The following is a 14,216-nucleotide window of genomic DNA, read 5'->3' on the forward strand; positions in this document are numbered from 1 at the left end:
TATGAACATTGTGATTTGAGAGTAATCTCCACTAGGAAGGATGTCATCCCAGTGCCTCTATGGTGTCATTCCAGTCTGGAATCTAGTCTTTATTATGCAGCCACTTATTTAAAGTTAAGTTTTCTGGATCCCAGACTGGGATGACATCATTTGCTGTGCAATTTACCTTCAAAAATGAATGTTTGTACAGCTGTGTGTCAAGCACTGGAATCTGCCACGCAAATTGCAATGTTCGTACAGTTATGCGTCAAGCCTAAAAGTAATTAGCTAATAGGTTTAATAAAAATTCACATATACAGGAAAGATTGGTAACATTACTTGAATAGAGACCGTTATTGTAATTATGCCGAAACGCACAGATATAGAATCTATATTAGTAATAGGAGCAGGCCCAATAGTTATAGGTCAGGCATGCGAGTTTGATTATTCCGGAACGCAAAGCTGTAAAGTATTAAAAAGCGAAGGTTATAAAGTCATTTTGGTTAACTCCAACCCCGCAACTATAATGACAGATCCTGAGTTTTCTGATGCGACGTATATTGAGCCGGTACTGCCTGAAATCATAGAGAAAATTATAATTAAGGAGAGGCCAGACGCAATATTGCCAACAATGGGCGGGCAAACAGCGCTCAATTGTGCAATAAAACTTGCAGATGATGGAGTGTTAGACAAATACAACGTAGAATTAATAGGGGTAAATAGAGAAGCAATAAAAAAAGCAGAGGATAGAGAGTTATTCCGCCAATCCATGGATAAAATAGGACTGAAATACCCCAAAAGTATCATTATAAAAAATCAAGAACAAATAAAAAAGGCTTTGGATTACGTTGGATTACCAGCAATCATTCGTTCATCATTCACTCTTGGTGGTGCAGGTAGTGGCATAGCATATAATAAAGAGGAGTTTTTCAATATCGCAGAAAGTGCTCTCAAAATTTCGCCAATAAATGAAGTTCAGATAGATGAATCAATTATCGGCTGGAAAGAGTATGAAATGGAAGTTATCCGCGATTGTAAAGATAACTGCATAATAGTCTGTTCGATAGAAAATGTTGATCCGATGGGAGTGCACACCGGAGATAGTATTACGGTTGCTCCTGCTTTGACTCTGCGTGATGCTGAATATCAACAAATGAGAAATGCATCTATAGCAGTGCTGAGAGAAATTGATGTTAGTGCCGGTGGTGCAAATGTTCAATTTGCAGTGAATCCTAAAGAAGATGGAAGCCTCGTTGTGATTGAGATGAATCCAAGGGTTTCTCGCTCTTCTGCACTTGCTTCGAAAGCAACAGGCTATCCTATTGCAAAAGTTGTAACTAAACTTGCTATTGGCTATTCGCTCGACGAAATACGTAACGACTGTGCTCCAATAATACCAGCAGCATTCGAACCAGTGATTGATTATATCGTCACTAAAATTCCTCGATTTGAGTTTGAGAAATTTAAAGGAACGAATTGTGAACTATCAACCTCCATGAAATCAGTGGGAGAAGTAATGTCTATAGGCCGCACTTTTAATGAGTCACTGCAGAAAGCTTTTCGTTCACTTGAAACTGATCTTACAGGACTTGATGAAGTGTTTCCTGAGAACATTGATATTGATCACGTAAAATCTCAATTAGCAAAATTGCTACCAAACAGATTACTGATTGCTGCTGACGCAATGCGCCACGGAATTAGCATAGAAGAAATAAATTCAATTACAGGTTATGACTTATGGTTTTTGCAGAATATACAGCAAATCATCTTGGCTGAACAAAAAATCAAGGAAAACGGCCTCCCTGGAACTGCATATGAAATGTTAGAGCTGAAAAAAATGGGATTTTCAGATGCAAGATTGGCGAAATTAAGCAATAAGAAAGTAGAGCAAATCGAAGAAACAAGAAAAAAATTTGGCATCAAACAAGTTTATAAGCGTGTAGACACCTGTGCAGCTGAATTTGAATCGAGCACTGCTTATATGTATGGCTGTTATGAGGGAAACATTACAAATAGGACAGAATGCGAAGCGGACATTTCTGACCGAAAAAAGGTTGTCATTTTAGGAAGTGGTCCAAACCGCATTGGTCAAGGTATTGAATTTGATTATGCATGCGTACATGCAGCTTCTGCCGCCAAAGAAATGGGGTATGAAACAATAATGATCAACTGTAATCCAGAAACTGTTTCAACTGACTACGATACCGCTGATCGTTTATATTTTGCCCCACTGATTGCAGAGGATGTGCTTGAAATACTAAGCAAAGAGCAAGAAAATGGCACACTGGTTGGTGTAGTAGTTCAAATAGGTGGTCAAACACCTTTAAAGTTAGCCAAAGTGCTTAACGAGAGAGGTTTCAAAATTCTGGGAACTTCGTTTGATTCTATTGACCTTGCAGAAGATCGCATGAGGTTTAAAAATCTTGCTTTGCAACTTAATTTAAAACAACCTGAAAGTTCTATCTGCCATTCAGTAGAAGAAGCGTTAACCAATGCAGAAAAGGTGGGGTTTCCACTAGTAGTCAGGCCATCATATGTCCTCGGTGGTCAATCCATGTCGATTAGACACGATACTCAGAGCTTTAAAGAGTACGTCTTAGATCAAACTAAAATCTTTGAGCATGGTTCGCTGCTTCTTGATAAATTTTTAGTCAATGCAGTTGAGGTTGACGTTGATGCTGTATGTGATGGGGAAAAAGTTTTCATTGCAGCGGTCATGGAGCACATTGAAGAAGCTGGTATTCATTCTGGCGATTCAACATGCTCAATACCGACAAATACATTGAGTGACGAAGTAATAAAAGAGATCGAGCTCCAAACTGAGAGAATAGCATTAGCATTAAAAGTGAAAGGTCTGATAAACATTCAGTTTGCTGTTCAAGAGAATAGACCTCTTGCAGAACCTGTTTGTGATGAGAAATCTTTAGGAAAAGTGCAGGTGAGCACCACAGAATACTCGAATGTATTTGAGGAGCGCAGACAAGCTTTGACGACAAAATTGCCTTCAGAAATCGAGTTATGCAAGAGGTCTAGTGATGTATACATACTTGAAGTGAATTTAAGGGCTAGTCGCACAGTTCCTTTTATTTCCAAGGTAATCAATATTCCTATTGCAAAGCTTGCCACTCAGGTTATTTTGGGTAAAAAATTGAATCAGGAAAACAAGCCTTTCAATCATTTTGCAGTTAAAGCTGCTGTTTTTCCATTCACGCGTTTTTCGGGAATTGATACTCTACTTGGTCCTGAAATGAAATCAACAGGAGAAGTGATGGGAATTGACTCATCATTTGAAGCTGCACTTGCAAAAACGCACATGGCTGCAGGATACAAGTTACCAACAGAAGGAACAGCTCTGGTTTCAGTAAAAGATGATGATAAAGAGTATATATTGCCTGTTGTACGAATGTTGAAAGAACTGAGTTTTGAAATATATGCAACCAAAGGTACAGCTTCTTATCTGAATAATAATGGCATTGCTGCACAAACTGTAAATAAAGTGAGAGAAGGCAGACCCCACATAGTTGATATGCTCAAAGATGGAAAAATAAATCTAGTGATCAATACCTCAAAAGGTGTGAAATCAGTTTCAGATAGCAAAGATATCAGGAGAACTGCTATTTTGCAAAATATAGCTTACAGTACCACAGCTTCTGGGAGTAAAGCGTTAGTGCTTGCAATTCAATATGTAAAGAATAGCAAATTGGAAGTGAAATCATTACAGCAGATACAAAACGGTTAAATATCAAAACTAGAATAATTCACTCTCAAAATGCTAAAGAGAACATAATAAAAAGATGGAAATTTTGAAGGAAATAGTATACCTAAAGAATCAACTAGCGTAATTGAACAGCCAAATGCTACAACGAATACTCCACAATCTTACCTAGAGGACACTTCCCTTATATGTTAAGAACAAGTCTTTATAAATATCAAAGTAGTGATATTAAAGACACACAGAGAAGAGGAACCGTCACGCCCCTTGATTATAAGAATCGTTGTTCAGCAAGGTTCTCTTCTCTGGTTTATTATACTGAAAGTTCCGAACAACTGATTGAGCTTTTAGGCTCGTATATAAGGCTGGAAAATGCAGTATATGTTATTATTACGGAGGAATTATGAATTCATCAAACATTATTGCTGGCATTGATGTTAGCAAAAGTAAATTAGATCTCCACATTCACCCACTTGAGCATTATAAAATATTTGAAAACAATGTACAATCCATTGATGAAATGCTGGACTTTTTACGTTTGCATAATGTAACCAAAATTGGTCTTGAGGCAACTGGTGGATACGAAAAATTATGTGCCTATACTTTATGAGGTGTACGTCATTCAACCAAGGTGGGAGAGACTATGCTAAAAGCCTTGGTATTACCACAAAAACTGATAAAACAGACTGCAGTATCATCTCACGTTATATTAATAATACAGATATGCGTGTTACTCCTTTAACAGTTAGTAATGGTAATATTGATTGCTTGAAACAAAAATTATCTCGTAGAAACCAACTTGTAGAAATAGCAAAAATACAAAAAACCCAAATCCAACAGGTAACTGATACATCTATAATCAAACAAATAGAGGAACTTCTTGCAATTTTACGTAATCAAATTAAAACTTTAGAAGATGAAATGATTACATTTATCGATCAAAACCAAGAGCTTAAAAGAAAATATATATCAATAACTATATAGTAGCGGGATGACGGTTTTTCAAATTGTCGGTAAATCTAAGTCAGTTTAGCTATAGGCAGCAATTTTCTGTATTTATTTTAAATTGAAGAAAGCTCAAATGAAAGATCGTGTTTTGCTAAAAATCACAGAATGCAGTCTGGTTACTATTTAAAAGGATATGTTCAAAAAAACTGTGTCAAATCAACTCATACACTTCATTACCAACTTCATGATGAAGTTCCGCAGTTGGATGGAAATAATCAAAAAAGAAATAATCCTTTAGTGTTTCTTTGCTACACCCAGGGTTATAGTGAACGTCAAGTTCCCCTTTAAATATCAACTTTAAGAGTATTTTTATATTTTCTTTAAATCTCCCAACTTGGTCTGCAATGTTCGATGTGCATGCATCTTGACAATTTAAACCTTTGCTCTTGTATTCGCTAAACATACTTCTCATTTTAGAGTTAAGATCAAATGCTTTTATTTCAAGATTTGTACTTTTCTTCATATAATCTAAGCCTTTAGCCAGTTTTGCATTGAAACTCTCCGTGAGCTTTGTAGCTAGTTCCCTTGCTTCTTCATCTCTATTAAAAGCTGGTATTGAGCCAACTTCAGGTGCATTTGCAACAACTACATGCTTAACACCATGTTCATTTAGAACCTTAAGTGCATTACATATTTCACTCACTGCTTGTTCCAACACTTCTTCCGCTTTAGTATCGTCATAAGCAGTGGCAACCATAACATCATTTCCGCCGATTATGATGCAAAATAAATCTTCTTTACCTATATCTGGATGATGTTTAATTACCGCATCTAGCTGGTTAGCTAAACGAAATTTATTGAAGAAATAAGAAAAAATAGGGTCAAAAATTTCAGATGCTGTTGCATATGAAACTGCGTAATTCTGACCTTGCTGTTCGTGGCATCTCCCAAAAAATGAATAACTCCACCCAGGTTTAAATTCATCTAAATCTAAATATTTTGCTATATATTCAACAGCAGTAGGGCCATTGCTAAAAGATCTTCCTTGATAAAAAGGATCATCAAATTTTACGCTTTTTGCAAAGGATAAATTATTTAAAATTCCAATGATTGCGCCATTATCGGATAAGCTATCACCCAGAACATAAAAATTTCTATACTTTGAATTAGAATTGTCATTTTTGTTTGTCATAATATTTACCGTAGATTAGCATGTTGTTTCATTAGATTCATAGAAAAAGAAAAATAGCGGTGAAATTATACAACTTTGGCCTAACTTGCTCTCCACTTTTTCCGGGCAAAATCAGCTTTTTCTTAACTTGACACGTATACTTAAAAGAACCCTCTAAGTTTTCTAGCACGGCTTGGATGTTTCAACTTGCGCAGTGCTTTTGCCTCTATTTGCCTAATTCTCTCACGTGTTACATTAAAAATTTTTCCTACTTCTTCTAAGGTATGTTCCTTCCCATCTTTACCAAGGCCAAAACGCATTCTTAAAATTCTTTCTTCCTTTGGTGTTAAAGTTGCAAGAACATTGGTTGTAATGCCACGCAAGTCAGCAAGTATTGCAGCATCCTCTGGCCTGGAGACTCGCTTGTCTTCTATACAATCACCAAAGGTACTACTATCATCTTTTCCTGTTGGAGCTTCAAGACTTACTGGATCCCTTGCTATTTTCATAACTTTGCGTATTCTTTCCAGTGGCATTGTCAGTTCTACACTCAATTCCTCTAACGTCGGCTCTCTTCCCATCTCATGAGTCATCTTTCTTAATGCTCTGTTGATTTTACTGATAATTTCCACCATATGAACTGGTATTCTAACTACTTTAGACTGCTCAGGTATTGCTCTAGTGATTGACTGTCTTACCCACCAAGTGCCATAAGTTGAAAATTTATATCCACGTTTGTAATCAAACTTATCCACGGCCTTCATAAGACCAATATTGCCTTCTTGTATCAAATCAAGCAGATCAAGGCCTCTTTTTGAATACTTCTTAGCAATGGAAACTACTAGCCTTAAGTTAGCCTTAATCATTTCTTGCTTTGCTTCAGAGACTTCTCGTTCGTGTTTTTGTATTCTCTTGATTAGCTCCTTAAATTCTTGTACGTTATCTTCCTGTATATGCTGCTTAATACCGTTCAAGGTACTAGCTATATGTTCAGAGTTATCGTCTATAAACCTTAAAAATTTGTTTTTTAATTCACCTGTAAAAGAGGACTGATTTTCATTGATCTTTAAAAGACTTATCTTTTTCAATTCGTGCTTTAAAAGCACGTCATCATAAACTTTATAGAAACTTTCTCTATCGATATCGTATTTTCTAGCCTCAGCAATAAGATTAGCCTCTTCAAGCGTAATGGATCTATTTATCTTATAAAGTTCTTGTGTAATTCTGGCAACAGCAGCATCACTTAACTTAATTTGTAATGCTATAGACCATATTTGATTATACAAATTTTCTAGCTCATTAGAGAAATTTTTAGAATTTTTTCTTAATATCAACGCTTCATTTGTTAAAGTAATTATCTCATCCAATGCAACTATGACCTTTGGCAATAAGTCACTTTCCATTTCAAGAATAGAAACATTTAAATTGACTGAACTTATATCTTCATTATTACCGTCTTTCTCATCATCACTACAGTACTCAGCATCTTCAGCACTTTCTTCACTTTCTTCTTTGGGTACCACATTAAAATCAGAGTTATAAATTGCATCCAGATCTATAATTTCTCTCAGCAAGAGAGCTCCATTACTTAAATCATCACGCCATACTTTTATCACCTTTAATGTTACTGATGTTTCAATTATTGCACGTAACATGTTATGCTTTTCAGATTCAATTTTTTTTGCTATCTCGATTTCATCTGCCCTTGATAAAAGCTTTACGGAGCTCATGTCTTGTAAATAAATCCTCACTGGATCATCATTTTGTACTAAAGTTGCAGTAACATTTGGCGATGTGTCATCATCATCAAGTTTACTATCATCACTGTTGGAAGGAATATCTTCTTCATCTTCGCTACTTTCAAGCACATTAATTCCGGAATCCTGCAATAAAGATATAGCATCATCTATAAAGTCAGACGAAAAATTTTCATCTGATAATTTATCATTTATATCATCAAAGGTGATAAAACCACCCTTTTTTACACTCTTAGTTACCAGATCTTTGATAATTTTTTTCTTATCTTCTGCATCATTAATAGTTGACATCATTACCTTTATAGTTTATAACTTTATTTCTTATTAACAAACAAACTTACAACGAGCAAGTCTATAATTTTACTTTTAACTTGTGGCTATTTGTTACTTCATATAGTTTAAGATACTGTTAATTTATGTACACTTGTCTTAATCGATTGTTCCATACTTTTCTTCCATTTTTACTGCTATGGATAATCCAACTGAAAATGTTGCAATTCCAACCACTATAGCAGTAAGCATTAAAACATGGGGTATAGGATTGCTATATGAATAAAAATTTGAAACCAATATAGGAGGCAAGGAACTTTTTATATATCCTAGAGATATGTAAAATAACAAAACAGATGCTTGGAAGACGCTTACCCCTATCATCTTCTTGATTAAATTTTTATCGTTTATAATAATATATAAACCTAGCACCATTAATACAATAATAATCGTATAATTATATAAAGTCATTGTTTTTTCCTACGAGCAAAATTTATATATATAATTAACATAGAGGAGCAGACAGTAAATGCTACACCTAATTCCACCAAAAAAATACCTAATTTTTGACCGTTTCTATTATTGGTTAACAAGATATCATAAGATAAAAAATTTTGGCCAAGTAAAGTTGTTGCAACGCCCGTTCCTCCATAAATTAAAATACCTAACACGTTATTCAATCTAATCACAGAATAAGGTATTGCTTTTAGAGTTGTAGATACACCAAATAGCATTGAATATAATATTATCCCGGAGGCAATAATTATTCCTGCTTGAAAACCTCCACCCGGAGTGTAATCACCGTGAAATTGTATGTATAAACCAAATAAAATGATAAAAGGTATCATCAAAAATGTTACTGCATTTAATATCGGATCTTTAATCATTTTCTTTTTCTTCTTTTAATATCAACGTTATACAAAGCGCAGCAGTAAAAACTACTATAGTTTCTCCAAACGTGTCATAACCACGAAAGCTTGCCAAAATAGCTGTCACTATATTAGGAATACCGGTAGCTTTTTCGGTATTTTCCACATAATAAGGAGCAACATGCAAGTGGATCGGAGCATTGTGGCTGCCAAAATCTGGCAATTGAATCATAAAATATGACAAACATACAGCCAGAAATAACATAAAAAAAAGCGTTATAGGGTTATGAGATAGATTTACTTTATGATTCTTTATCAAGGAGAGTGCTGCAAACGTAAAAACTGTACTGAGCCCCGCACCAACAGAAGCTTCAGTAATTGCAACATCAGGTGCATTCATAATTAAGTGTATAAGCGCAATCAGTGAACTAAATACACACATTAGAACAGCACTTACGACTAAATGTCGCGAGAAAACTATAAAAACCGTAACTGTTAGTAACAACAAAAGTAACACTACATTTAATATTTCTAACACCTTAGCCTTCTTTAACAGTTTTTTTCTTAACTTTATAATGAGTGCGCGCTAAAATATAGCTATTAGTTGAGTTAGCTAACCATATTATAAAAATTAATAATACTATTTTAACAGTATTGATTGAAAATCCATTCTGCAAAGCAAAACCAATTAACAATAACGTTGCACCGCTAGAATCTGTAATACCTGCTGCATGTAACCTAGTATAGAAATCAGGAAATCTGATCACCCCTATATTTGAAATAATTATCAAACAAATACCTAAAAATATGAAAATGGATCCTATCATAAATTATCAAAACAACATTAATCTCATTAGTGCTATAGTTGATATAAAGCTAACGCTAGCATACAACAATGCTATATCAATTAAAAAAAAATTATTCAGAATGATTGATATTGCTGTTATAAGTACAACTACTTGCGTTGAGAAATTATTGAACGCTAAAACCTTATTGTACACATCATTTGACTTAGACACTATGCAACACAACATTACACTCATACAGAACAACAGTGTATAGATAGCAATGCAAATCATTTAAAGACTATGTAACTTCAGTAGATTTCTAAACGGATACTTCTTCATCGCCATCTTGATCATTTATTTCATCATCTATTTCACCATCCACTTCATAATCTTGGCTTTCTTGACTTGCATCAAGGTCTGTGTTATCAGAAAAATTTAATAAATTCGCTAGCTTACTTGTATTACTGCTGTAAACATTATTCATATTTCCTTTCATGTATTCCTTGCATCTACCTACCAAAAGGCTAAACAGCTCATGAGTATCCACCTGTTTTCCTGCTATTTCATGTAAGGAAACTATGGTATTTTTATGACCTTTAAACTTAGCTGCTTGAATTGGATTACTTGCCCCTGTATTTAAATCATGTGTTCTTTGACTTGCCAACAGAACCAATTTGAAACGGTTACTTACCCGTTCTATACACTTTTCTACAATAGACTCAGCCATAAGATACTACCTTAATAAGTTTTATACTATATCACAAAAAACAAGTTGTCAACTTTGTATCTATTGCGATTCAACTTCATGTTTTACTTTTTCTGCCTCAGATTTTATTTCTTGGCTTTCTGTCATCGTGATTGTTATCTCATGATCAAGTTTTTTTAGAAATCCTAACAATCGCTCTAAAGAAAAACCATCTATTTTACCATTTTTAATTTGCGATACCTTTGGCTGATCAATACCAAGTTTCTCAGCTGCAAAAGCCTGAGTCCAAGCATTTTTTTCTATAATTTTATTTATTATATAAAGCAACTTTGTTTTTATTCCTGCACTGTCTAAGTTATTTAACGATATTATTTCCATAATTCTTACACTCACATATCAATTAACTTTATTAAATATTATAACATAATATTTAATATACCAAGATATTAATATCATGTAACTTGTCAATAATTATATGATATCAATATTTAAAACTTTAAGTTGATTATATATTAATATTTTTATCAAATTTCTAGTAATTTTAAATTACCATTTTACCATCAGTCTATCTGAAAAAACCATTTATAGAAAGAACAAGCTAAGATTACAAAGCTTGAAATACAAAAATAATTATTTTATAAATTTATCTTACATAAGAAGTTTATATCTCTATATCTTAATATAAATATTTATTTAAATTTTTAAAATTTCTATTTTAACGAGAATTCTATATATTACATTTATAATATAATTTAAATATTTGTTGCTTTTTAGCTGGAACATTATTTAGTTAGTAAGTAAAATTGTGTTGAATATGACAAAAATAAAAAAAGATGTTGCTGTTATTATGGGAAGTGAGTCAGATTACACCACTATGGTCCATACTGTTGATATGTTAAAAGCATTAGAAGTTTCACATGATATATTCATAATATCTGCACATAGAACACCAGAAAGGCTCTTCAATTTTGCTAAATCTGCACAAGAAGAAGGTTTTAAGGTTATTATAGCTGGTGCAGGAGGTGCAGCTCATTTACCTGGTATGGTTGCGTCACTAACTTGTTTACCAGTTATCGGCGTTCCTGTGCATAGTAAACAATTAAATGGGCTGGACAGTCTACTCTCTATAGTTCAAATGCCAAAGGGTGTTCCAGTTGCAACCATGTCTATAGGAGAAAATGGAGCATATAATGCTGCCATTACTGCCGTATCTATATTGTCAATTTCCAACAGTGAAATTGCAGGTAGGTTAAAAAAGTGGAGAGAGAAACAGACCAAAGAAGTAAAAGAAAAACCAGTTTCATAATAAATCTATGGCAATAATTCTTTTAGACACAAAAACCATAAACCGTATAGCAGCGGGGGAGGTGATAGAAAGGCCAGCAAGTGTAGTAAAGGAATTAGTGGAAAATGCAATAGATGCTGGAAGTTTAGAAATAGAGATCAAAATAGAAAGTGGTGGGCGTAACCTTATTATTGTGACAGATGATGGTAACGGAGTAGAAAAAAACGATTTAGAACTTGCGTTTATGCGCCATGCTACTTCAAAATTGAGCGACAATGAGTTGATAGAAATCAAGCATCTTGGCTTTAGAGGAGAAGCTCTGCCTTCAATAGCAGCAGTAAGTAGGATAAAATTATCGTCTAAGGCAAGAGAAGCAAATGAAGCATGGTCTATAAGTTATGAGGGTGGAGAGAAAATAGGGGAGCTGATTCCTTACTCTTTATCACAAGGGACACATATTGAAGTACGAGATTTATTTTTTGCCACTCCAAATAGACTAAAATTTCTAAAAACCGAAAGAGCAGAAACTCAAAGCATTGTTGATATTGTAAATAACCTAGCAATGATTAACTATCATATAGGGTTTACTCTCACTTCAGGTAATAAAAAGCTCTTAAAATACGCTAAGCAGACTTCGTTATTTCATAGATTGTGTGAAGTAGAAGAAGAATTTCAGGGCAGTTCTCTGGAGATTAATGAAGAAGAAGACGGCATTAAACTTACGGGACACATCTGTAAACCGACCGTCAATCGTGGTAAGTCAACTCAGATCTATACGTTTGTTAATGGAAGGCCAATCAAAGATAATCTACTTATTGGCGCAGTTAGGTATGCATATCATGATTTTATTCCAAGCGATAGGTATCCTTTCGCAGCGTTACATTTAGAGATACCTTATGATCAAGTAGATGTAAATGTGCATCCAAATAAGTCAGAAGTAAGGTTTCAGAATAAGAAGCTCATATATGAGATAGTGACAAGAGGATTAATTAAAGCATTGTCAAGAAGGATAGGCACCTTTCTAGCGCATGACCAGAAAATGGATTCAACATTGCCAGATCCTTTTGATAAACCTAATGTTCAAAATGAAAGAAGGCCAAGTCCTTTTGAAAATCAACTAATAAAAGAATTTGCTTCTCCAAATGAAAGAGTAAAAAGCTTATCAGAACAGTCAAAATCGTTTGATTATACCGGCATACAGAAATTACCATCACAAGCGGAGACTATGGTTCTAGAAAAAAAGGTGTTAGAGCAAGTTGATTTGATAGAGAGCCACCCGCTCGGGTTTGCACGCTGTCAGGTCTATAATACTTACATTATTGCCGAGGTAAGAGACAAATTGATTATAGTCGACCAGCATGCAGCCCACGAAAGGCTAGTATATGAATGCTTAAAACAAAAATCAAGTGTAAAAAGACAAAAACTACTTCTTCCTGAAACGGTTGAAATCAAAAATCAAGCCGGAATGGAGATGATTGAAGTTTATAAAGATAAGTTATTTGAAATGGGTTTTGATATTGAGATCAAATCAGAAAATAAAGTGATAGTAAAAGAAATCCCTGCAATTTTGGGAGCAATAGATGTGAAAGAGATGCTAATTAATATAGTCGATAGATTAACGGAAATAGAAGATACATTGCCAGTAGAAGATAAAGTGAACAAAATATTGGCCACTATCGCTTGTCATGGATCAATTAGAGCGGGTACAAAAATGAGGTTAGATGAAATGAATGAGCTGCTGAGACAAATGGAAAAAACCCCATATTCCGGGCAATGCAACCACGGAAGACCAACTTATATAGAAATGAAACTCAGTGATATTGAAAAACTTTTTGAGCGTAGGTAATGAGGTTGCCATAAATATGTAAGTGCTCCTTTCTCGTCATCCAAGTAGCTCATAGAAACGAAAAAACTTCCTTGACAAACTCCGTCAGCCCCCTTACCATGAAAGTGAAGCTATTTATTTATCTTCTCTGTACAGATTAAATGACAAAAAAACTCACGAATCTGGCGTCTCATGTTTAATTTTTTGCACTATGTGCACCTTATGTCTTTATAAAATTCTAGGTTTTTACCTAATATAAGCTAAAATGCGCTTATAAAGCATTTAAAACATAAAAAAACGCCAACTTAAAAAATGGATAGTGAATAATTAGCTACCCTAGGGTTTCTTTTGTCTTTTTTTCTGTTTAGTAAATTTCTTAAACATTTATGACTAAAGGTTAGTTGCATTAAAAAGCAGCTAAATCGCGGTTATTAAGCGTTTAGAATAAAAAAACGCCATACTTGAAAGTATAATGTAAGTAATTAGCCAACCACGGGGCTTCTTTTGCCTTTTTTTTCGCTTAGTAAATTTCTTAATGTTTATAGCTAAACGACAACCGTCATCCCGCTACGTGTTAGCGGGATCTCTTGTTAGCGCCGCGGCGGTATGACGTCTCGCTTGCAACCTATAGCTTTGTCATTCCAGTGCTCCTTTTTTTGTCATCCCAGTGCCTTGACTATTTGGATCCAGAAAACTTAGCTTCGAGTCAAGTAGGCTGCAAATAAAAACTGGATTCCAGCGTCACGCGCTGGAATGACACCCTGACAATCGTCATCCCGCTACGTGTTAGCGGGATCTATGTTAAGAGATACCGCGAATGAATCGCAGTATGACGTATAGAAACTAAAAAAGTTCTTTTTTAAAAAACTTAAGTTATACTTATAAGTATTTGATACTTTTTATAGT

The 14,216-nt window shown here is 34.5% G+C and carries 15 protein-coding genes; 5 read left to right on the forward strand and 10 right to left on the reverse strand.

Features of this window, described 5'->3' with window-relative positions:
• Positions 1 to 82 precede the first annotated feature (82 nt).
• Positions 83 to 205 carry a hypothetical protein gene (locus AACH21_RS00790; RefSeq protein ID WP_338482580.1) on the reverse strand — a complete coding sequence of 41 codons (123 nt, stop codon included), beginning with the start codon at positions 203 to 205 and terminating at the stop codon, positions 83 to 85.
• Positions 206 to 343: 138 nt separating this feature from the next.
• On the opposite strand from AACH21_RS00790, the gene carB reads away from it, so the two are divergent.
• The 3 genes from carB to AACH21_RS00805 all read left to right on the forward strand — a co-directional run bounded on the left by carB (position 344) and on the right by AACH21_RS00805 (position 4,675).
• Positions 344 to 3,718 carry a carbamoyl-phosphate synthase large subunit gene (gene carB / locus AACH21_RS00795; RefSeq protein ID WP_338482582.1) on the forward strand — a complete coding sequence of 1,125 codons (3,375 nt, stop codon included), beginning with the start codon at positions 344 to 346 and terminating at the stop codon, positions 3,716 to 3,718.
• A 376-nt stretch (positions 3,719 to 4,094) separates the two neighbouring features.
• Positions 4,095 to 4,301, forward strand: coding sequence for a hypothetical protein (locus tag AACH21_RS00800; RefSeq protein ID WP_077188452.1), 207 nt, complete (start codon positions 4,095 to 4,097; stop codon positions 4,299 to 4,301).
• Positions 4,298 to 4,675 carry a hypothetical protein gene (locus tag AACH21_RS00805; RefSeq protein WP_077188453.1) on the forward strand — a complete coding sequence of 126 codons (378 nt, stop codon included), beginning with the start codon at positions 4,298 to 4,300 and terminating at the stop codon, positions 4,673 to 4,675. Before AACH21_RS00800 ends, AACH21_RS00805 begins: the two co-directional genes overlap by 4 nt.
• 175 nt (positions 4,676 to 4,850) lie before the next feature.
• Here AACH21_RS00805 and AACH21_RS00810 read toward each other — a convergent pair whose 3' ends face one another.
• The 9 genes from AACH21_RS00810 to AACH21_RS00850 form a co-directional block, all read right to left on the reverse strand.
• A complete protein-coding gene (locus AACH21_RS00810) occupies positions 4,851 to 5,831 on the reverse strand; it encodes an SGNH/GDSL hydrolase family protein (RefSeq protein WP_010082050.1) in 981 nt (326 codons plus the stop codon).
• Between the two features lie 140 nt (positions 5,832 to 5,971).
• Entirely contained in the window at positions 5,972 to 7,858 is a 1,887-nt protein-coding gene (rpoD, locus tag AACH21_RS00815; RefSeq protein WP_338482583.1) for an RNA polymerase sigma factor RpoD, read from the reverse strand.
• A gap of 138 nt (positions 7,859 to 7,996) precedes the next feature.
• Positions 7,997 to 8,308, reverse strand: a complete 312-nt coding sequence (locus AACH21_RS00820; protein ID WP_006279706.1) for a cation:proton antiporter subunit C — start codon at positions 8,306 to 8,308, stop codon at positions 7,997 to 7,999.
• Complete coding sequence (locus AACH21_RS00825) at positions 8,305 to 8,724, reverse strand: Na(+)/H(+) antiporter subunit B (protein ID WP_338482584.1); 420 nt, start codon at positions 8,722 to 8,724, stop codon at positions 8,305 to 8,307. Before AACH21_RS00825 ends, AACH21_RS00820 begins: the two co-directional genes overlap by 4 nt.
• Positions 8,717 to 9,244, reverse strand: a complete 528-nt coding sequence (locus AACH21_RS00830) for a DUF4040 domain-containing protein (protein ID WP_006279704.1) — start codon at positions 9,242 to 9,244, stop codon at positions 8,717 to 8,719. Before AACH21_RS00830 ends, AACH21_RS00825 begins: the two co-directional genes overlap by 8 nt.
• Position 9,245: 1 nt before the next feature.
• A complete protein-coding gene (gene mnhG / locus AACH21_RS00835; protein WP_338482585.1) occupies positions 9,246 to 9,533 on the reverse strand; it encodes a monovalent cation/H(+) antiporter subunit G in 288 nt (95 codons plus the stop codon).
• Positions 9,534 to 9,539: 6 nt separating this feature from the next.
• Complete coding sequence (locus tag AACH21_RS00840; RefSeq protein WP_007548527.1) at positions 9,540 to 9,785, reverse strand: monovalent cation/H+ antiporter complex subunit F; 246 nt, start codon at positions 9,783 to 9,785, stop codon at positions 9,540 to 9,542.
• A gap of 28 nt (positions 9,786 to 9,813) precedes the next feature.
• A complete protein-coding gene (rpoZ, locus tag AACH21_RS00845; RefSeq protein ID WP_007548528.1) occupies positions 9,814 to 10,221 on the reverse strand; it encodes a DNA-directed RNA polymerase subunit omega in 408 nt (135 codons plus the stop codon).
• 60 nt (positions 10,222 to 10,281) lie between these two features.
• Positions 10,282 to 10,578, reverse strand: a complete 297-nt coding sequence (locus AACH21_RS00850) for a helix-turn-helix domain-containing protein (protein WP_010081926.1) — start codon at positions 10,576 to 10,578, stop codon at positions 10,282 to 10,284.
• A 436-nt stretch (positions 10,579 to 11,014) separates the two neighbouring features.
• Between AACH21_RS00850 and purE the strand changes: the two genes are divergently transcribed.
• A complete protein-coding gene (purE, locus tag AACH21_RS00855; RefSeq protein WP_006280351.1) occupies positions 11,015 to 11,506 on the forward strand; it encodes a 5-(carboxyamino)imidazole ribonucleotide mutase in 492 nt (163 codons plus the stop codon).
• Between the two features lie 7 nt (positions 11,507 to 11,513).
• On the forward strand, positions 11,514 to 13,331 hold the full coding sequence (gene mutL / locus AACH21_RS00860) for a DNA mismatch repair endonuclease MutL (RefSeq protein WP_338482586.1): 1,818 nt from the start codon (positions 11,514 to 11,516) through the stop codon (positions 13,329 to 13,331).
• The last annotated feature ends 885 nt before the right edge of the window (positions 13,332 to 14,216 follow it).

Origin of the sequence: Wolbachia endosymbiont (group A) of Ophion costatus (genome assembly GCF_963969245.1) — a bacterium.
In the GTDB taxonomy this organism is placed as follows: domain Bacteria; phylum Pseudomonadota; class Alphaproteobacteria; order Rickettsiales; family Anaplasmataceae; genus Wolbachia; species Wolbachia pipientis.

Coding starts and splice junctions, on each gene's coding strand:
- carB (WP_338482582.1), top strand. CDS start 344: ATGCCGAAACGCACAGATATAGAATCTATATTAGTAATAGGAGCAGGC.
- AACH21_RS00825 (WP_338482584.1), bottom strand. CDS start 8,724: ATGATTAAAGATCCGATATTAAATGCAGTAACATTTTTGATGATACCT.
- purE (WP_006280351.1), top strand. CDS start 11,015: ATGACAAAAATAAAAAAAGATGTTGCTGTTATTATGGGAAGTGAGTCA.
- rpoD (WP_338482583.1), bottom strand. CDS start 7,858: ATGTCAACTATTAATGATGCAGAAGATAAGAAAAAAATTATCAAAGAT.
- mutL (WP_338482586.1), top strand. CDS start 11,514: ATGGCAATAATTCTTTTAGACACAAAAACCATAAACCGTATAGCAGCG.
- AACH21_RS00800 (WP_077188452.1), top strand. CDS start 4,095: ATGAATTCATCAAACATTATTGCTGGCATTGATGTTAGCAAAAGTAAA.
- AACH21_RS00850 (WP_010081926.1), bottom strand. CDS start 10,578: ATGGAAATAATATCGTTAAATAACTTAGACAGTGCAGGAATAAAAACA.
- AACH21_RS00840 (WP_007548527.1), bottom strand. CDS start 9,785: ATGATTTGCATTGCTATCTATACACTGTTGTTCTGTATGAGTGTAATG.
- AACH21_RS00820 (WP_006279706.1), bottom strand. CDS start 8,308: ATGACTTTATATAATTATACGATTATTATTGTATTAATGGTGCTAGGT.
- rpoZ (WP_007548528.1), bottom strand. CDS start 10,221: ATGGCTGAGTCTATTGTAGAAAAGTGTATAGAACGGGTAAGTAACCGT.
- AACH21_RS00805 (WP_077188453.1), top strand. CDS start 4,298: ATGAGGTGTACGTCATTCAACCAAGGTGGGAGAGACTATGCTAAAAGC.
- mnhG (WP_338482585.1), bottom strand. CDS start 9,533: ATGATAGGATCCATTTTCATATTTTTAGGTATTTGTTTGATAATTATT.
- AACH21_RS00810 (WP_010082050.1), bottom strand. CDS start 5,831: ATGACAAACAAAAATGACAATTCTAATTCAAAGTATAGAAATTTTTAT.